This window comes from Maribacter sp. 1_MG-2023 (assembly GCF_030547005.1).
Classification (GTDB): Bacteria; Bacteroidota; Bacteroidia; order Flavobacteriales; family Flavobacteriaceae; genus Maribacter.
This window is the reverse complement of record NZ_JAUOPN010000008.1, coordinates 106410-124518: the sequence shown is the minus strand read 5'-3', so window position 1 is coordinate 124518 and position 18109 is coordinate 106410. Positions and strand designations below refer to the sequence as shown.

General features: G+C 35.1%; 17 protein-coding genes. 6 read left to right on the top strand and 11 right to left on the bottom strand.

Annotation, left to right across the window (positions count from 1 at the left end; translation table 11 throughout):
• Nucleotide 1 precedes the first annotated feature (1 nt).
• Both Q4500_RS10830 and Q4500_RS10825 read left to right on the top strand, forming a co-directional pair.
• Nucleotides 2-883, top strand: coding sequence for a rhomboid family intramembrane serine protease (locus Q4500_RS10830; protein ID WP_303599685.1), 882 nt, complete (start codon nucleotides 2-4; stop codon nucleotides 881-883).
• An 11-nt stretch (nucleotides 884-894) separates the two neighbouring features.
• Nucleotides 895-1914, top strand: coding sequence for an endonuclease/exonuclease/phosphatase family protein (locus Q4500_RS10825; protein ID WP_303599684.1), 1020 nt, complete (start codon nucleotides 895-897; stop codon nucleotides 1912-1914).
• Here the strand turns inward: Q4500_RS10825 and Q4500_RS10820 are convergent.
• From Q4500_RS10820 to udk, 9 genes are all read right to left on the bottom strand, one after another.
• Entirely contained in the window at nucleotides 1895-2215 is a 321-nt protein-coding gene (locus tag Q4500_RS10820) for a DUF6122 family protein (protein ID WP_303599683.1), read from the bottom strand. The genes Q4500_RS10825 and Q4500_RS10820 overlap by 20 nt on opposite strands.
• Entirely contained in the window at nucleotides 2208-2837 is a 630-nt protein-coding gene (locus Q4500_RS10815; RefSeq protein ID WP_303599682.1) for a WbqC family protein, read from the bottom strand. The genes Q4500_RS10820 and Q4500_RS10815 overlap by 8 nt, the downstream gene beginning before the upstream one ends.
• Nucleotides 2834-4534 carry a signal peptidase I gene (gene lepB / locus Q4500_RS10810; RefSeq protein ID WP_303599681.1) on the bottom strand — a complete coding sequence of 567 codons (1701 nt, stop codon included), beginning with the start codon at nucleotides 4532-4534 and terminating at the stop codon, nucleotides 2834-2836. Before lepB ends, Q4500_RS10815 begins: the two co-directional genes overlap by 4 nt.
• Nucleotides 4535-4629: 95 nt before the next feature.
• Entirely contained in the window at nucleotides 4630-5331 is a 702-nt protein-coding gene (gene dapB, locus Q4500_RS10805; protein WP_303599680.1) for a 4-hydroxy-tetrahydrodipicolinate reductase, read from the bottom strand.
• Nucleotides 5332-5333: 2 nt separating this feature from the next.
• A complete protein-coding gene (locus Q4500_RS10800; protein ID WP_303599679.1) occupies nucleotides 5334-5975 on the bottom strand; it encodes a DUF5683 domain-containing protein in 642 nt (213 codons plus the stop codon).
• Nucleotides 5968-6876 carry a ParB/RepB/Spo0J family partition protein gene (locus Q4500_RS10795; protein WP_303599678.1) on the bottom strand — a complete coding sequence of 303 codons (909 nt, stop codon included), beginning with the start codon at nucleotides 6874-6876 and terminating at the stop codon, nucleotides 5968-5970. Before Q4500_RS10795 ends, Q4500_RS10800 begins: the two co-directional genes overlap by 8 nt.
• 2 nt (nucleotides 6877-6878) lie before the next feature.
• Nucleotides 6879-7652, bottom strand: a complete 774-nt coding sequence (locus Q4500_RS10790) for a ParA family protein (RefSeq protein WP_303599677.1) — start codon at nucleotides 7650-7652, stop codon at nucleotides 6879-6881.
• 189 nt (nucleotides 7653-7841) lie between these two features.
• Nucleotides 7842-8174 carry a septum formation initiator family protein gene (locus Q4500_RS10785; protein ID WP_303599676.1) on the bottom strand — a complete coding sequence of 111 codons (333 nt, stop codon included), beginning with the start codon at nucleotides 8172-8174 and terminating at the stop codon, nucleotides 7842-7844.
• Entirely contained in the window at nucleotides 8174-8788 is a 615-nt protein-coding gene (gene udk / locus Q4500_RS10780; protein WP_303599675.1) for a uridine kinase, read from the bottom strand. Before udk ends, Q4500_RS10785 begins: the two co-directional genes overlap by 1 nt.
• A gap of 107 nt (nucleotides 8789-8895) precedes the next feature.
• On the opposite strand from udk, the gene Q4500_RS10775 reads away from it, so the two are divergent.
• The 4 genes from Q4500_RS10775 (at nucleotide 8896) to Q4500_RS10760 (ending at nucleotide 14363) form a co-directional block, all read left to right on the top strand.
• Nucleotides 8896-10119, top strand: coding sequence for a multidrug effflux MFS transporter (locus Q4500_RS10775; protein ID WP_303599737.1), 1224 nt, complete (start codon nucleotides 8896-8898; stop codon nucleotides 10117-10119).
• A 175-nt stretch (nucleotides 10120-10294) separates the two neighbouring features.
• Nucleotides 10295-11980 (top strand): tetratricopeptide repeat protein, encoded by a 1686-nt coding sequence (locus tag Q4500_RS10770; RefSeq protein WP_303599674.1) that lies wholly within the window; start codon nucleotides 10295-10297, stop codon nucleotides 11978-11980.
• A 59-nt stretch (nucleotides 11981-12039) separates the two neighbouring features.
• Nucleotides 12040-12615 (top strand): SCO family protein, encoded by a 576-nt coding sequence (locus tag Q4500_RS10765; protein WP_303599673.1) that lies wholly within the window; start codon nucleotides 12040-12042, stop codon nucleotides 12613-12615.
• A gap of 29 nt (nucleotides 12616-12644) precedes the next feature.
• Nucleotides 12645-14363 (top strand): hypothetical protein, encoded by a 1719-nt coding sequence (locus Q4500_RS10760; protein WP_303599672.1) that lies wholly within the window; start codon nucleotides 12645-12647, stop codon nucleotides 14361-14363.
• A 67-nt stretch (nucleotides 14364-14430) separates the two neighbouring features.
• On the opposite strand, the gene acs is transcribed toward Q4500_RS10760, so the two are convergent.
• Together acs and Q4500_RS10750 are read right to left on the bottom strand one after the other, a co-directional pair.
• Nucleotides 14431-16338: an acetate--CoA ligase gene (gene acs, locus Q4500_RS10755; RefSeq protein ID WP_303599671.1), complete on the bottom strand. Its 1908-nt coding sequence runs from the start codon at nucleotides 16336-16338 to the stop codon at nucleotides 14431-14433.
• A gap of 72 nt (nucleotides 16339-16410) precedes the next feature.
• Complete coding sequence (locus Q4500_RS10750) at nucleotides 16411-18105, bottom strand: sodium:solute symporter family protein (RefSeq protein ID WP_303599670.1); 1695 nt, start codon at nucleotides 18103-18105, stop codon at nucleotides 16411-16413.
• Between the last annotated feature and the right edge of the window lie 4 nt (nucleotides 18106-18109).

Sequence of the window (18109 nt, the reverse complement as noted above, 5' to 3'; positions counted from 1 at the left end):
TATGGCTCAACCAGATTTAAAATATCAATTTAGTAGATTAAACATTGCAGAGAAGCTCATTGCAGTCAATGTAGTGGTTTTTATTGTAAATGCTTTAATACCATTCTTACTTGGTTTACAAAAAGATACCATTGTTCAATGGTTTGAGTTACCTAATGATATTGTCGATATCGCTTTTCAACCTTGGTCTATAGTTACCTATTCATTTTTTCATGGTGGTATTGGACACTTGTTTTGGAACATGTTGATGATTTATTTTGTAGGTAGAATATTTTTAAATCTCTTTGATGCAAAACGATTTTTAAATGTTTATTTACTCGGAGTGATTTTAGGCGGACTATTCTTTGTTTTAGGATATAATATCTTTCCTGCATTTTTTGACACGAATGCTTCTTTAATTGGTGCCTCAGCGGGTGCTAGTGCCGTTTTAATATTTATTTGCACCTATCTGCCTAATCAAGAAGTTAGAATCATATTTTTCAACATAAAACTTTGGATGGTTGGTGCTGTACTGGTTTTAAGTGATTTAATTCAATTACCTATAAGTAACTCTGGCGGACATTTAGCGCATTTAGGAGGTGCCTTTTTAGGGTACTTATATGCTCATCAATTAACGAAAGGCAATGATATTGGTTCTGGTTTTTCGAGGTTTATGGATAGTATTGCTAATTTGTTTAAAGGTTCAGAGAAGAAGGCTCCAATGAAAACAGTTTATAAGAATAAAAGCGCAACACGTAGTAACAGCAATTCTGCTGTAGATTACGACAAGAAAACACATCAGAAGAAGATTGATGCTATTCTAGATAAAATAAGCAAGTCTGGCTATGAAAGTCTTTCAAAAGCAGAGAAGGACTTTTTGTTTAAAGCTGGTAAAGAGAATTAAGAATGAAGAAAATGTCTTTTTTCAAAAAGCTCATGTTGTTCTTAAATGTGATTGTAGCTTTCAGTTTGTTTTTGGCTTGTATAGTTCCTTATACATCTTCAGCTAGTTTAGCATTTATAAGTTTAACAGTGCCTGCTTTAGTTCTTATTAATGTGTTATTTTTCTTGTATTGGTTAATTGGGAAAAAGATATATCTACTGCTGTCGCTTTCAATATTGGGTTTCGGTTATTTTACGCTCGGTTCTTTTATAGCCTTTAACGGTAATACTCAAAAAAATATTAAATCAAATTCAATTTCACTTTTAAGTTATAATGTTTTGGGTTTTCACAGTAATGATCATAATTGGGAGGTTAATACAGCTCCTGATATAGTCGATTTTGTATATGAAGAAAATCCTGAGATAGTCAGTTTTCAGGAATTTGAAATGTTTTACATACAGGATGATATGATGAAAACTTATCCATATGTTGCTCGACGCTATGATATAAGAGAAGAGGCAATTGGTAAGAATTTAGCTATTTTTTCTAAATATAAAATAATAAATAAAGATGTCTTGCATTTTAATAACACCGTAAATGGTGGTATATATGCCGATATTTTGGTTGACAAAGATACTGTTCGTGTATACAATTTACATCTAGAATCTCTTGATATTAGACCTAACTACTTTAAGAAGGAACGTTCAGATAAGCTTTTCGTCAGGCTAAGAGATTCTTTTGCTGAGCAGCAAAAACAAGCAGAAATTGTAAGGCAGCATATAAATCTAAGCCCTTATCCAGTTGTAGTTAGCGGTGATTTTAATAATACACAATTCTCTAAAGTGTATTTTAATATTAAAGGAGATTTAAAGGATAGCTTCTTAGAATCGGGACACGGGTATGGTGAAACCATTAAATTTTGGAAATTCCCTTTTCGAATAGATATGATTTTGGGAGATCCAAGTTTTACTTTCTTATCTCATAAAAACTACAAAATCGATATTTCTGATCATGAACCTATCATGGCGACTTTTAAATTGTCTGGTGAATAAAGTAACAGTCTACGGTATCAGCTAAAATATGTATAAGCAGAGCCAAGCCGATAATTCGTGTCTTCTTATATGCAAATAACAGCGTGTATATGCCGATTGCCCAATAGGTATGTAAAGGGTGAAAGTTTATACTGCATCGATATGGATCAAACATTGGTGTAGATAAAAGGTGATCAACATCAATTACAATTGCTGATAATAATATAACCGCAGACCAGAGCTTGTTTTCTTTATAGAAATAAATAGCAATTATAATGGGTACAATAAAATGTATTCCATAATGTGCTATGAACCTAATCATTATTAACGGCTATGAACTCGTGTTTTAGATACTGTATACTATTGGGGCCTAGGTTGAACAAGAGATCCAATATGCTTAAATTAGGAGTAAACCCATGTCTATCACCAAATACTTGCGTATAGGGTTCTATATTCAATTGAGGGGTAAACTTAGCACTTATTAAAAATCTCAGATCTATTTTACCTTCAGGGGTGGTCTCATATGCAAGAGTTTTTTCTGTAGGCATTTCTAGTTGAAGACATTCAAATATCGTCTCTATAGTCTTTAAATTAAAGTCAAGAAGGCTTTCGTAAGTTTGATGGTAAAGTGGTCTAATATCATCTTCGTAAAACTCAAAGAATGGAGATGTTCTATAGGCTGTTTCTAAGGTGCGCCAATGTTGACGTTGCCACGGATAAGAATTGTCTATTAAAACATCCTTGTATTTTTGTCTGCCATTTGCTCTACCAGCATGAATTATTGGTATGCTCAATATATGCTTGCCTCGGTCATTAGAAATATATGTTCTATTTCTAAACGTCTGTTTTTGGTAATTATCATTTACCTCCCAGCAAATTGGGTGGTGCATAATATAGCTGAACGTTACTATATTCGGAAAGTATGAGGGATGAATTAATTTCACTTTTTTTCCTTTTTACGTTTCCAGAACCAATTTCCTACAAAATAGGCTACGAGTAATATTAAGAAATATTTGAAATAAGATTGTGGTTCTCCATCACCATTTACTGTAGTGAATATGCGATCCCATCTTGGTCTCCAGTTGCTAATACCTTCTGTGAAATTATCAAAACTCATCCAGATGAAAATTGGTGTTCCAACAATATGATTTTCTGGAACATAACCCCAAGCTCTACTGTCTTCAGAGTGGTCTCTATTGTCACCCATCATCCAAAAGTAATCTTGTTTGAAAGTATATGTAGTAGCTGGTGATCCATTAATGCTAATTTGATTTCCAGATACAGAAATTTCGTTCTTTTCGTACTCCTTAATAATCTTTTTGTAAAGTGGAAGTACTTTTAAATTCAAGTCTACCGTTGCCCCTTTCTGAGGAATGTAAATAGGTCCTAATTGACTATAATTCCAAGGATAATCAGGACTTTGAGGAAATAGGTTGATGCCTCTTCTTCCTTTTGCTGTAACTTTTTGAACTACAGAATCTATATTTGAGTCATTTCTTAACGAACTTACCATGTCTGCAGTTAAAGGTACTGTACGTTTGCGATCGGTAACTTCTTTTAATGCTAATCTATATTTAGATATCACATTCGCAGGAATACCAGATGCCTTTGTGTAAAGTTCTAGTTGTCCGTTTTCGGTTTGATTAAAACCCATTATATAAGACCTCAATCCATTTACTTGATCTTGGTTCAGCGGATTTGATTGGTATTTTCTAGTAAAATCTGTAATTCCTAAATTATCAAGAGTTCTAGACGATACCCCTTTAGAACTATAGATGTCGTAGTCGAATTGTGGTTTGGCGCTTTTTGGTAATTCTAATTGTTTTCCATTAATAAATACATAACCATCGCGGACCTCTAACGAATCGCCAGGTACACCAACACAACGCTTAACATAATTGGATTTTTTATCTATTGGCTTGTCAACGCCTTTTTCTTTCTTGAAAAATACACGAACGGTATCTGCCGGCCAGCTAAATACTACAATGTCATTTCGCTCTACTTTTGTGAAACCAGGTAATCTAAAATAGGGTAGTTGTGGTTTCTTTAAATAAGAAGGAATTCCTAAGCCTGGTAACGTGTCATGCACCATTGGTGCTGCAACGGTTGTCATCGGCGTTCTGGCTCCATAGTGAAACTTACTTACGAAAAGAAAATCTCCTACTCTTAAGGTACGCTCTAATGATCCTGTTGGTATCACATAAGGTTGAATAAAATAGGTGTGAACTAATGTTGCTGCTACCACTGCGAATAAAATGGAACTTACCCATTCTCCAGCCGCTGTTGTTGGGTGTAGAGATCGGTCTTCAACGTATTTGACATCTAGTGTGTAGTTTACGTAGTAAATGTACAGACCAAGTGTTAATACAACTATCCATGTTTCCAATTTACTGTTTCTGCCAAAGCTTCTTATGGTTTCTACCCATATAACCGGGAACATCAATAGATTGATTATAGGGATAAATAATAATATTACCCACCATTTTGGTCTATTGATAATTTGCATTAAAACTATAGCGTTGTAAACAGGTATTGCTGCTTCCCAAGCTTTTCTTCCTGCTTTTACGTAAAGTTTCCAAGTACCTAAAAAATGTATTACTTGTACAATGAGAATAAAAATAATCCATTGAGTGCCGTTCATATTCTTTAATTTTTATTGAAATAGGATGAATTCTTTTGATGCTAATTAAGTCATCAATAATTCATAAGTCTTTGAGATTGATTTTTGTTACGTTTTTAACCTAGGTTTAACACATCTCGCATAGAAAATACTCCTGATTTACCAATAATCCATTCTGCTGCGGTTACTGCACCTAGGGCAAAACCTTCTCTGTTGTGAGCAGTATGTTTAATCTCAATACTGTCAACAATGCTATCATAGGATACAGTATGTGTTCCTGGTACCGTACCTATCCTTTTAGATGTGATTTTCAAAGTTTCATTAGATGCATTATCTAGCTTCCATTGCTTGTAGTTAGAGTTTGCAATAACACCTTCAGCTAAAGTTATGGCTGTTCCGCTGGGGGCATCTAATTTTTGAGTGTGATGTATTTCTTCTAGTTCTACGTTGTACTCAGGGAGATTTTGCATCATTTTTGCCAAATAATTATTCAGCTCGAAAAAAATGTTCACTCCTAAACTAAAGTTAGAAGCATATATAAATGCACCTTTCTTTTCTTGGCATAAGGTAGTTGCATCTTCATATTTATCTAACCAACCAGTTGTGCCAGATATTATAGGGATATTGTTACTTAAGCATTTTGTTATATTCCCGAAAGCTGCTTCGGGCATACTAAAATCAATAGCAACATCCATAGTGCTATAATCAATATTTTTAGAATTCTCGTCAATTTTGGCAATAATTTCATGTCCTCGCTTTATAGCGACTTGTTCTATCATTTGCCCCATTTTTCCGTATCCGAAAAGTGCGATTCTCATTTTTAAAATTTTATAATTAATGCCATTCCATAATTAGGACTATTGGTCACTTGATTTACATCAAGATAGGGCTCAAAGTCTATACTAAGGTCATCATCAATATTAAACTGTTTTAGATGTGCGTCCACGTTGGCGTCAACTATATTTAATGCATACAATGCGATTGCTGCAACTAGCCAAAGATCACGATCTCTCTGAAAACGTTCTTGTTGATATTCAAGGTCGTCTTCATCAAAGAGTGGTAATGCTCCTTCACCATTAAATTCATCATCTGTAAAACCGGCTTGTCTCCTTTTAAATGCTGTTCTAAAACGTTGATATTGATCATTGTTGTAGATATACATATAAGCGCTTCCGCCAATAGCTCCCCAAACTATAGGGGCTTTCCAGTATCGCTTGTTGTAAATTTGTCCCATACCTGGAAGTATAGCAGAGTAAAATGCTGCTTTACTTGGTGCTAATGGATTGAATTCTTTTTTAGCCTTCTTGAAGGAGACAGAATCTTTTATAATAAAGCCATTTTTGGCAAGGTCAGATTGAACACTATCTATTTCAGTTTTAGGAATATAATCTTGTTCCTCTTGAGAAAAGGAGAGATTTATAAATAATAATAGAGTACTAAATAATAAAAAATAGTTACGCACCTGTTATCAATTTTTTGATACGGTCAAATTCTTCTTGAGACTTAAATGGTATGGTTATTTTTCCTCTTGCATTATCAGTAGATTTTATATCCACTTTTACCGATAAGGCATCTGTAAGTTCTTTTATGCCCTTGCGAACAAAAACAGAAGCTTCTTTTTTTACTGTTTTTACTACATCGTCAGTTGGCACATCATCAGAATGATAAGCTTTTACGGCACTTTCAGTATCTCTAACAGAGAGGTTGTCAAAAATAATTTTTTCGTAAAGTGATATCTGATCCTGCTTTTTGTCAATATTGACTAACGCCCTACCGTGACCCATAGTTAAAAAGCCATCTCGCATACCCGTTTGTATGATCGGATCTAATTTTAAAAGACGCAAATAGTTGGCAATAGTTGATCTTTTTTTACCGACACGCTCACTCAATCTTTCTTGAGTAAGATTAATTTCGTCTATAAGACGTTGGTAAGAAAGAGCAATTTCTATTGGGTCTAAATCTTGTCGTTGTATATTTTCGACCAATGCCATCTCTAAAGACTCTTGGTCATTAGCGATACGTATATATGCCGGTATTGTGTCTAAACCTAAAAGTTTAGAAGCACGATATCTTCGTTCTCCAGATACTAATTGATACTCGTTAAAGCCTAATTTTCTTACTGTAATTGGCTGAATTACACCAAGTTCTCTAATTGAGGTGGCTAATTCTTTTATTGACTCATCATTAAAATTAGAACGAGGTTGAAACGGGTTTACTTCAATTTGTTCTAAATCGAGCTCGATAATATTACCTACAACTTTATCTGCATTCTTATCTGATGCTGTATTAATATCATTCTCCGGATCTTTTAAAAGAGCCGAAAGTCCTCTACCTAAAGCTTGTTTCTTTGTCGCTTTTGCCATACTTAAACCGTCTGCTTATTTTTTTTAACTATCTCGTTAGCCATGTTCAAATAGTTTGTTGCTCCTTTACTGGCAGCATCATATTTGATTATACTTTCCCCATAACTAGGAGCTTCACTTAATCTAACATTACGTTGAATTACAGTTTCAAAAACCATATCGCCGAAATGCTTTCTTACTTCATCAACTACTTGGTTCGATAATCGTAATCTAGAATCGTACATGGTTAACAACATGCCCTCGATATCTAAATCTGGATTGTGTAATTTTTGAACACTTTTTATGGTATTCAAAAGTTTACCTAGCCCTTCTAAAGCAAAATATTCGCACTGAATTGGTATAATTATCGAATCTGCAGCGGTTAGTGCATTTAAGGTTAGTAAACCTAATGATGGTGCACAATCAATTAAGATATAATCGTAATCTTTTTTAAGGTCAGTAATAGCCTTTTTCATCATGTATTCACGTTCTTCTTTATCAACCAATTCTATTTCAATGGCGACTAGATCGATGTGTGCAGGAATAAGGTCTACATTTGGGGAGGTTGTAGGTATAATAGTTTCTCTCGCAGTTTTGGTATGTTCCATTAGCTGGTATGAGCCTAGTTCTACACCATCTACATCAATACCCAACCCTGAAGTTGCATTTGCTTGGGGGTCAGCATCGATTAATAAAACCTTTTTTTCCAATACACCAAGAGAGGCAGCTAAGTTAACTGTGGTGGTAGTTTTACCTACGCCTCCTTTTTGATTGGCTATAGCAATAATCTTGCCCATGTTCAAAGTAAGTTAGGTGGTAAAAATACAATTATTTATGGGGCTAATGAAAGCTTTTTGTTAACACTAAGTGAATAAGCACTTACTTTTCTTTAATAAAGCGTTAAACTTTTAATTATGAAATGGTTAAGCCGCTGATAATTGTTTAGTATGTAGAAAGACTAAAACTTATTAAAAGGATATCAAAAACTATTCTTTATCCTTGATTTTTAAACTATCCTCGTATTCAATAAGATAGATTTCTTCATTTTTTTTCTTTAAATAATACTCTTCTCGAGCAAAGCGTTCAAGTTCATCTTCGTCAGATAATTTTTCGATAATTTTTTTATCCCGAGCAATTTCATCTTTCAAAAAATCTTGGGTTTTTTCTAGTTTTTTTATTTCTTTTCTCAATTCTAAATGAATTAGAAGTGAATTGGTGTCAAAAAAAACCATCCAAACAAGAAAAACGGACAGTACCAATACATACATATTAGTCATGATTTTAAACCATTTTTTTTGTTTTAAATCTTTGAAGGCCATTACTCTTGCATTATTTTTTCATTAATAATACTTTTAACTATTTCAACAGCAACAGTATTATATTTATTATTCGGAATAATAATATCTGCATACTCTTTTGTTGGCTCAATAAACTGCTCGTGCATTGGCTTAATTACAGCTTGGTATTTTTCTATGGTTTCATCTAAATCCCAACCTCTTTCGTTGACATCTCGTTTTAATCTTCTAATCAATCTTTCATCTGTGTCAGCATGTACGAATATTTTAATATCGAACATTTTGCGAATAGCAGAATTGGTCATAATTAAAATACCTTCTACGATAATAACCTTTGTAGGGTGTGTGAGTATGGTCTTTGCCGTTCTGTTACATTCTAAAAATGAATAAACAGGTTGTTCGATAGATTCGCTGTTTTTTAAAGCAATTAAATGCTGCTCAAGTAGGGCGAAATCAATAGAACTAGGGTGGTCAAAGTTAGTTTTGCGTCTCTCTTCAAGAGATAAATGAGATAGGTCGTTATAGTACGAATCTTGTGAAATTACCCCAACTTCTTCATTTGGCAACTCATTGATAATTTGATTTACTACTGTGGTTTTACCACAACCTGTTCCACCGGCAATACCTATAATCAGCATACATTGTAATTTAATGCAAAAGTACATATTTGAATTTCAAATATGCATAAACTCAAAAATCAACTTTTAATAACATTGCATGAATTGTTAAGCCTTATTTTTGCATGATGCAGAATGAACAGGTAAAACCGAATTTTGAGTTTGTCGCGTTAATGGCTTCTTTAATGTCAATTGTTGCGTTAACTATTGACGCAATTTTACCGGCAATGGCAGATATAGGTATATCTATCAACAGTCTTGACCCTACACAGAATCAATTACTGGTAACCATGATTTTTTTAGGTTTGGGAGTAGGGCAGTTGTTCTTTGGTCCGCTTTCAGATAGTCTTGGTAGAAAGCCAATTGTTTATATTGGGTTTACTGTTTTTTTGATAGCTAGTATCATTTGTTTGTTAGCCCCAAATCTTGAAATTATGCTTGTAGGGCGTGTGTTGCAGGGTGTTGGTTTGTCAGCACCAAGAACTATAAGTATTTCTATCATACGTGATACGTATCGTGGCGATTATATGGCAAAAATTATGTCGTTTGTAACTGCATTTTTTATTTTAGTTCCTGTCGTGGCACCTGCAATCGGTAAAGCCGTAATGGGTATTACAGGTTGGCAAGGTATCTTTTATTTGCAGCTATTTTTTGCTTTGTTAGTGGGGATTTGGTTTTATAAAAGACAGGCAGAAACATTACATCCAGAATACAAAGTACCTTTCTCTTTTCACGTATTTGTTAGAGGAACTAAAGAAATTATGAGGCATAAAGAAACTGTTTCATGTACCATGATATCAGGATTTATTACTGGTTCTTTTTTGGTGTATTTAAGTTCTGCGCAACATGTTTTTGAGGAGCTTTATGGGTTGACGGAAACATTCCCTTACGTGTTTGCAGGTTTGGCACTATCGGTTGGTTTTTCAACTTTAATGAACGGTACTTTAGTACTGCGTTTTGGTATGCGAAATTTATCGTTTGTGGCTTTAGTGGCTTTTACTTTTATAGCCTTGTTATATAGTCTGTTATTTTTTGGGTCTAAGGACCCTAGCATTACTATCTTATTGATATTTCTTTCACTACAGTTTTTGTGCTTAGGATTTATTTGGGGAAACATGCGATCTATTGCAATGGAGCCTATTGGTCACATTGCAGGTATTGGTGCTGCGATTACCGGATTCATTTCTACCATTCTTTCTATACCGATATCTATTTTCGTGGGTAGCTTTATTGAAAATTCGGTTTGGGCACTTTTTGCAGGCTTAGGTATATGTGGACTCATATCTGTAATACTGTTTATGACCTTTAAAACGCGTCCTCTTTTTGCTAGTAATCGTTCATTTTCTAGTTAAGTTTACGATTTACCATTTTTTATTATAAAATGTCTTTTCCTTTATTAGGACAATTTTAAATTTATCCATTACAATTTATACATGTTATATTACAGAATACACTATAATGTTTTGATTTTAAATGTTATAAATTTAACTTTAGAAAATGTTCTTTAAAGTTTAAAATTAATTTTGTATGAAATTTCGGCAAGAGTTAAGAATGGTATTTGGGATTTTTGTAGCACTTCTTTTTTATGGTTGTAAACAACAGGTGTCGAATGCAGAGATAGCATCTTTAAATCTTTTAAGAGGTGATTTGAAATTGTGTGGAAATGGGCAGTTTGGTGATGTCAATTTTTCAGAATCCTGTAGTTATGAGACGCGAAAGACTTTTAATTTAGCCATTTCATTATTGCATTCTTTTGAATACGGAGAAGCCGAAAAGGCTTTTGCACAGGTGCTTGATGCAGATCCCAATTGTGCTATGGCTTATTGGGGTGTAGCTATGAGTATTTATCATGGTTTATGGGCGCCACCAGAAACTATTGTATTAAAAAAAGGAATGAAGCTACTCGATATTGCAGAAAAATTACCTAAGTCTAAAAAAGCAGAAGATTACTTAAATGCCATTGGTACTTTTTATAAGGATTGGGATACCTTGGACAACCAATTAAGGAAAGAAAATTATGCCAATGCAATGCATGGTATGTATACAACTTATAAGGATGATGCCGAAGTGGCTATTTTTTATGCATTAGCACTAAGGGCATCAGCGATACCAACAGATAAAAGTTATGCCAAGCAACGGGAGGCTGGCAAAATATTGGATGCGTTATTTGTTAAAGAACCTAATCATCCAGGAATTGCCCATTATATAATTCATTCTTACGATTATCCAGAATTGGCAGAGCTAGGTTTAAGCACCGCACGGCGGTATGCGAATATTGCACCAAATTCAGCGCATGCACAACATATGCCTTCTCATATTTTTACGAGGTTAGGCCTTTGGAAGGAAAGTGTCGCTACCAACTTAAATTCTGCATCATCGGCAATATGTTATGCGGAAAGTATAGCGCCTGGGGAGCATTGGGACGAAGAAGTGCATGCAATGGGCTATTTGGTATATGCTTATTTGCAACAAGGAGAAAACGAAAAAGCAAAAGAACAATATGAATATCTTAAATCGTTCAAGAAAATATTTCCACCAAATTTTAAAATTGCATATACGGCAGCAGCTATACCGGCTCGTATAGCAGTAGAAAATAAAAACTGGGAGGAGGCATCTAATCTTACATTGCCACAATTACCAGAACTGGATTGGGAAAAATTTCCATGGCAACAATCCTTACTTCATTTTGCAAAGGCTTTAGGTACCATACATACAGATAATCTCAAGGAAACCGAAAAAGAACTTGCTATGCTAAATTCTTTTAAAGAGGAGTTGATTGTAGCTAATGATCCTTACAAAGCTAATCAGGTTGAAATCCAGATAGAAACTATTAAAGCATGGTTACAATTTAAAAGGGGGAATGTTGGTCTGGCTTTAGAGTTAATGGCGAATGCTGCTCAACTAGAAAGCCTAACAGCAAAACATCCGGTAACTCCTGGCGAGATTTTACCAGCAGATGAGTTGTTGGCAGATATGTTATTACTTGCAAAAAGACCTAAAGAAGCTTTAGATGTTTATGAACTGAATTTAAAAAGAAGACCCAATAGATTTAACGGGTTATTTGGTGCAGCCTCTTCTGCCCAACAGTTGGGTGATATGGATAAAGCTATTTTTTATTACAAGGAGCTATTGAATTCGACGGCGAATAGTAATAGCGAAAGAAAAGAAATCCTTCAAGCAAAAGAATTTTTGGGTAAAAAGGTTTTATTATGATGCGTATGTACTTTTTTGCGGGTATAATTTCAATCTTATTATATTCATGTGCTAATAAAATGAAGGGTGATTTACCTATTTATCAACCCAAAGATTTTAATGAGAACTTGGTAGATGTTAGTTTAAGGGATACGGAAACGAACCACACCGTTTCAGACTTTGAGTTATTGAATCAAAATGGTGAACTAGTAACCCAAGAAGATTATGAGGATAAGGTATATGTGGTTGATTTCTTTTTTACAAGGTGTCCAAGTATTTGCCCGGCAATGGCAAATAATATGATTAAAATTCAAAACAAATTTATCAAAAATGAAGAAGTAATGTTACTATCACTTTCTGTAACTCCAGAAATTGATAGTATTCCCGTACTTCGAAAATATGCCGATGATAAAGGTGCCGTAGATTCAAAATGGAATATTACAACAGGAAAGAAAAGTCACATTTACGCATTGGCACGTAAAAGTTATTTTGCTGTAGTAGAACAAGGTGATGGCGGATTACAGGATTTTATACATACCCCCAATTTTATTTTAGTGGATAAAAAACGGCAAATTAGAGGAATTTATAATGGTATTGAAGATGAAGAGATACTTCGATTAATTCAAGATTTAAGAACCCTTACTGGCTCAAAATAGATAATATTTTACGAAAAAAATCATATAAAATGAAATTCATTTTTTTATACTTAATTATTTCTCTGGTTACATTAACTGGTTGTAAGAATAAAACAAATTCAATTAATATTTCTAATCGCCCTTTTATAGCTTGTGCCCCAATTACTACTGATTTTAAATGGTATGAGTCTGATAATTTAGCGCCTATTATAAATGGTTTAGATGTACTTGACTTTCCTGTATCGACAACGAATAGCCTAGCTCAAAAATATATAAATCAGGGATTGGTTTTGGCGTATGGCTTCAATCATGCAGAAGCCGCAAGATCATTTTATTATGCTACTAAGTTGGATCCAAACTGTGCGATGGCATATTGGGGGTTTGCTTATGTCTTGGGACCTAATTATAATGCAGGAATGGAACAGGACAATTATAACAGGGCATATATGGCAATTCAAAAAGCACTTGTATTGTCTAACGGTGATGTGTCTCAGAAAGAGAAGGCTCTAATTAATGCACTATCCAAAAGATATGTGCAATTTCCATTGGAGGATAGGAGTGAGCTAGATTTGGAATATTCAAATGCTATGCGCGAGGTTTATAAAAACTATCCAAAAGATGCAGATGTGGCAACAATGTTTGCAGAATCTATAATGGATATGCATCCATGGGATCTTTGGGATAAAAGTGGGAGCCCCAAAGAATGGACTACTGAAATAATGTCTGTCATAAATGAAACTTTGGTAATAGATTCAAAGCATCCAGGCGCACACCACCTAAATATACATTTGTTAGAAGCTTCTTCTACTCCAGAAGTTGCACTTAAAAGTGCTCAAGTTTTTGATGATGATTTAGTACCTGGAGCAGGACATCTCATTCATATGCCATCTCATGTATACATTAGAACAGGTGATTATCATAAAGGAACATTGTCAAATATGCGAGCTATATCTGTAGATAGCAGTTATGTTGCTGCTTGTAATGCTCAGGGCGCATATCCTCTTGCATATTTTCCACATAATTATCATTTCATGTCGGCTACTGCAACTTTAGAGGGTAATAGTGAATTGGCTTTAAAAGCTTCAACAAATGTAGCTAAACATTCTAGCACAATACTTATGAAAGAGCCTGGTTGGGGTACGTTACAGCATTTTTATACAATACCGTATTATGTAAATGTAAAATTCGGTAAATGGAGAGAGATATTGAAAATGCAAAATGAAGTACCAACTTTAAAATATCCTTCGGCAGTTTTAAATTATGCAAGGGGAATGGCTTTTTTGGGGTTGAACCAATTAGAAAATGCTAAAAAAGAATTGCTTTCATTAGAAGTAATTGCAATGGATGATAGTTTGAAAGAAATCTCTATTTGGGAAATCAATTCTGTGGATGTTTTAATTCAGATAGCTGAACGAGTTCTGAAAGCTGAAATTTTGGCTAGAGAATTCAAATACCAAGAAAGTATTTTTTTATTGAAAGAAGCTATAGATCTCGAAGATAGTTTGAATTATAATGAGCCACCAGATTGGTTTTTTTCTGTTCGTCATTATTTAGGTGCAATTCAAATTGAAGCAGGATTGTATAAAGATGCGATCATTACCTATGAAGAAGATTTGGTTAGATTACCTAAAAATGGATGGGCATTGCATGGTTTGAAACTGGCTTATGAGAAACTTGATAATCAAAATATGGTCAAAAAAATTGAGAGACAAAGAGCAGAAAGTTGGTTTACAGCAGATATTCAATTATCTACTTCTCGTATAAAATAAACATTCACCAAGCTCGAAATGTTTAAGACTTGGTGAATTTATAAATGTCACTTTTATTAAATAAAAATTAAAGCGAATTATCCATAATTTCCTGAACAATTTCTGGATTTAACAGTGTGCTTGTATCCCCTAAATTACTAGTGTCGTTACTAGCTATTTTACGAAGAATTCTACGCATAATTTTACCACTACGCGTTTTGGGTAGTCCGCTTACAAACTGAATCTTATCTAGTTTTGCGATAGGACCAACATGTTCTGTAATTTGTTGATTGATTTCTTTTCTTAGGTTATCGCGATCTCTGCTTTCTCCTGTTTCCTTTAAAATAACATATCCGTAGAGTGCATTTCCTTTTACATCGTGTGGGAAACCTACAATAGCAGATTCTGCTACTGCTGGGTGTTCATTTATCGAATCTTCAATTGGTGCTGTTCCTAAATTATGTCCAGATACTATGATGACATCATCAACACGACCTGTTATTCTGTAATATCCTACGGCATCTCTTAAAGCACCATCACCCGTAAAGTACATGTTTTCATATGCTGAGAAATAAGTGTCTCTATAACGGTCATGATTTCCCCAGATAGTTCTTGCAATCGATGGCCAAGGGTATTTAATACATAAGCGACCTTCTACTTGATTTCCTTTTATTTCTTTGCCGTTCTCATCCATCAAGGCAGGTTGAATACCTATAAATGGCAGGGTAGCGTAAGTTGGAGTGGTAGGTGTTACATACGGAATAGGGGTAATCATTATACCACCAGTTTCAGTTTGCCACCAAGTATCAACAATAGGGCTGTTCTTTTTGCCTACGTTGTTATTATACCAATGCCAAGCTTCCTCATTAATAGGTTCACCCACAGAACCTAAAACTTTTAGACTAGATAGGTCGTGTTTTTCAACATACTCTAAATTTTCTTTAGCCAAAGCTCTAATAGCTGTTGGAGCGGTGTAAAACTGATTTACCTTATGTTTTTCAATCACCTCCCAAAAACGTCCAAAATCTGGATAGGAGGGTACTCCTTCAAACATCAATGTGGTTGCTCCGTTTGCTAACGGTCCATAAACGATATAAGAATGACCGGTTATCCACCCGATATCGGCTGTACACCAATACACATCATGTTCTTTGTATTGAAATACGTTTTTAAAAGTATAGGCTGTATAGACCATATAACCTGCAGTAGTATGTACCATTCCTTTAGGGGTACCTGTAGAACCTGAAGTGTATAAAATAAACAAAGGGTCTTCAGCGTCCATAATTTCTGCAACACAATCTGCATAAGCTTCATCTAGCAATGGTTGTAACCATTTATCTCGCTTTTCTTCCATGTGAATCTTGGAGCCTGTGCGTTTTACTACTAAAACATTTGCAACTCCTGGGCAAGCTTCTAAAGCTTTGTCAACGATTCCTTTTAGGTCAATTGATTTATTACCCCGAAACGATCCGTCTGATGTGATTACAAGTTTACAGTCAGAATCATTAATACGTGTTGCAACAGCATGTGAAGAGAAGCCTGCGAACACTACAGAATGTATCGCTCCAATACGAGCACATGCCAAGAGGGCTACGGAAAGTTCTGGAATCATTGGTAAATAAATACAAACACGGTCACCTTTCTTTACGCCATGGTCTAATAGGACATTTGCCATACGACAAACACGTTCATGTAATTGTCTATAGGTAATATGAATTGCTTCTTCCTCAGGATTGTTAGGTTCGAATATGATTGCCGTTTTTTCACCTCTTGTTGGTAAATGACGATCTAAACAGTTTTCGGTAATGTTTAATTTAGCACCTTCGAACCATTTTATTTCGGGTTTTTTAAAATCCCAACTAAGAACACTGTCCCAGCGCTTACGCCAAACAAAATGTTCTTCAGCAATCTCTTCCCAAAACGCTTCAGGATTACGGACCGATTTTCGATAGACTTGATAATACTCCTCCAGATGTTTAATGTGGTAATTACTCATGGTATGCGTTAATTTAGTATGCAAAGGGTGTTGAAATCCTTTGGTTGTTGTTGAATGTTGATTTGTTTAAAATTAATGACCTGTGGCTTCACCTGCACCACTGGGTATTCTAATGTTTTCTACAATTTCTTGAACATCTTCAGGTGGCTCTGGGGTAAATTGTAAAACAATAATTGCTACAATAAAGTTAGCAATCATAGCGATACTACCAAACCCTTCTGGTGAAATACCAAACCACCAATCTTCAGGAGTTCCACCACCAAACCAGCCGAATTTAAACTTGGTCATATAAAACAGCATAAGAATGATACCGATAACCATTCCGCTGATGGCTCCTTCTTTATTCATTTTTTTATAAAAGATACCGAGAACAATTGCCGGGAAGAAGGAGGCTGCTGCCAAACCGAATGCAAGGGCTACTACTGCGGCAACAAAGCCTGGTGGATTTATACCAAAATAACCTGCGATAACTACAGCAACTGTTGCTGCGCCTCTAGCGACCCATAATTCTGCTTTGTCAGAAATATTCGGCTTAAATACTTTCTTCACTAAATCATGAGAAACAGATGCCGAAATAACTAGCAAAAGCCCCGCTGCTGTTGAAAGCGCTGCAGCTAATCCGCCAGCTGCTACTAGGGCAATTACCCAAGCAGGTAAATCTGCAATTTCAGGATTCGCCAATACCATAATGTCATTATCTATGGTTAACTCATTTTTGGTTTTATCAGCTACATATTGAATTTTGCCATCTTTATTTTTATCGTCAAAAGATAGTAGTCCGGTTTCTTCCCAGTTTTTAAACCAAACTGGCATACTAGCATATTCTTCGTTGCTAACAGTATTAATAAGATTGGTTTTGGCAAATACAGCAACAGCTGGTGCCGTAGTGTATAGAATAGCAATTAACAGTAATGCTAGTCCGGCAGATTTACGTGCATCTTTTACTTTTTTAACGGTAAAGAATCGAACGATTACATGCGGTAACCCTGCTGTACCTACCATTAAGGCTAAGGTGATGGCAAAAATATCTGTTATTGATTTAGATCCATCGGTGTATTCATTGAACCCGAGTTCTGTTGATAATCCGTCTAACTTATCTAGCAAAAATGTGCCAGAGCCATCATTTAATGTTGATCCCATACCTAATTGAGGAATTGGGTTACCGGTCATTTGAATGGAAATGAAAATTGCAGGAACCATAAAAGCAAAAATCAACACACAATACTGAGCTACTTGTGTATAAGTGATACCTTTCATTCCGCCTAGAACGGCATAAAACAAAACGATGATCATACCAATGATAACACCTGTATCGATATCTACTTGAAGGAATCTTGAGAATACGACCCCTACACCGCGCATTTGCCCTGCTACATAAGTAAATGACACAATCAGTGCACAAATTACAGCCACAATACGTGCTGTTTTTGAGTAGTATCTATCACCTATAAAATCAGGTACTGTGAATTTCCCGAATTTACGTAAATAAGGTGCTAAAAGTAATGCTAGTAATACATAACCCCCTGTCCAGCCCATTAGGTATACTGAGCCGTCATAACCAGCGAATGAAATTATACCTGCCATTGAAATGAACGAGGCGGCAGACATCCAATCGGCTGCAGTTGCCATTCCGTTTGCAAGTGGCGAAACTCCGCCACCGGCAACATAAAAATCTTTCGTGGATCCAGCTCTTGAATAGATTGCGATACCTATGTAAAGGGCAAAGGTGATTCCTACTAAAATATACGTCCAGGTTTGAACATTCATAATG

What these genes read in the sequence shown, in the direction of transcription:
- Q4500_RS10830 (WP_303599685.1), top strand. Translation starts at nt 2, where the DNA reads ATGGCTCAACCAGATTTAAAATATCAATTTAGTAGATTAAACATTGCA.
- Q4500_RS10825 (WP_303599684.1), top strand. Translation starts at nt 895, where the DNA reads ATGTCTTTTTTCAAAAAGCTCATGTTGTTCTTAAATGTGATTGTAGCT.
- Q4500_RS10820 (WP_303599683.1), bottom strand. Translation starts at nt 2,215, where the DNA reads ATGATTAGGTTCATAGCACATTATGGAATACATTTTATTGTACCCATT.
- lepB (WP_303599681.1), bottom strand. Translation starts at nt 4,534, where the DNA reads ATGAACGGCACTCAATGGATTATTTTTATTCTCATTGTACAAGTAATA.
- dapB (WP_303599680.1), bottom strand. Translation starts at nt 5,331, where the DNA reads ATGAGAATCGCACTTTTCGGATACGGAAAAATGGGGCAAATGATAGAA.
- Q4500_RS10795 (WP_303599678.1), bottom strand. Translation starts at nt 6,876, where the DNA reads ATGGCAAAAGCGACAAAGAAACAAGCTTTAGGTAGAGGACTTTCGGCT.
- Q4500_RS10790 (WP_303599677.1), bottom strand. Translation starts at nt 7,652, where the DNA reads ATGGGCAAGATTATTGCTATAGCCAATCAAAAAGGAGGCGTAGGTAAA.
- Q4500_RS10785 (WP_303599676.1), bottom strand. Translation starts at nt 8,174, where the DNA reads ATGGCCTTCAAAGATTTAAAACAAAAAAAATGGTTTAAAATCATGACT.
- udk (WP_303599675.1), bottom strand. Translation starts at nt 8,788, where the DNA reads ATGCTGATTATAGGTATTGCCGGTGGAACAGGTTGTGGTAAAACCACA.
- Q4500_RS10775 (WP_303599737.1), top strand. Translation starts at nt 8,896, where the DNA reads ATGCAGAATGAACAGGTAAAACCGAATTTTGAGTTTGTCGCGTTAATG.
- Q4500_RS10770 (WP_303599674.1), top strand. Translation starts at nt 10,295, where the DNA reads ATGAAATTTCGGCAAGAGTTAAGAATGGTATTTGGGATTTTTGTAGCA.
- Q4500_RS10765 (WP_303599673.1), top strand. Translation starts at nt 12,040, where the DNA reads ATGAAGGGTGATTTACCTATTTATCAACCCAAAGATTTTAATGAGAAC.
- Q4500_RS10760 (WP_303599672.1), top strand. Translation starts at nt 12,645, where the DNA reads ATGAAATTCATTTTTTTATACTTAATTATTTCTCTGGTTACATTAACT.
- acs (WP_303599671.1), bottom strand. Translation starts at nt 16,338, where the DNA reads ATGAGTAATTACCACATTAAACATCTGGAGGAGTATTATCAAGTCTAT.
- Q4500_RS10750 (WP_303599670.1), bottom strand. Translation starts at nt 18,105, where the DNA reads ATGAATGTTCAAACCTGGACGTATATTTTAGTAGGAATCACCTTTGCC.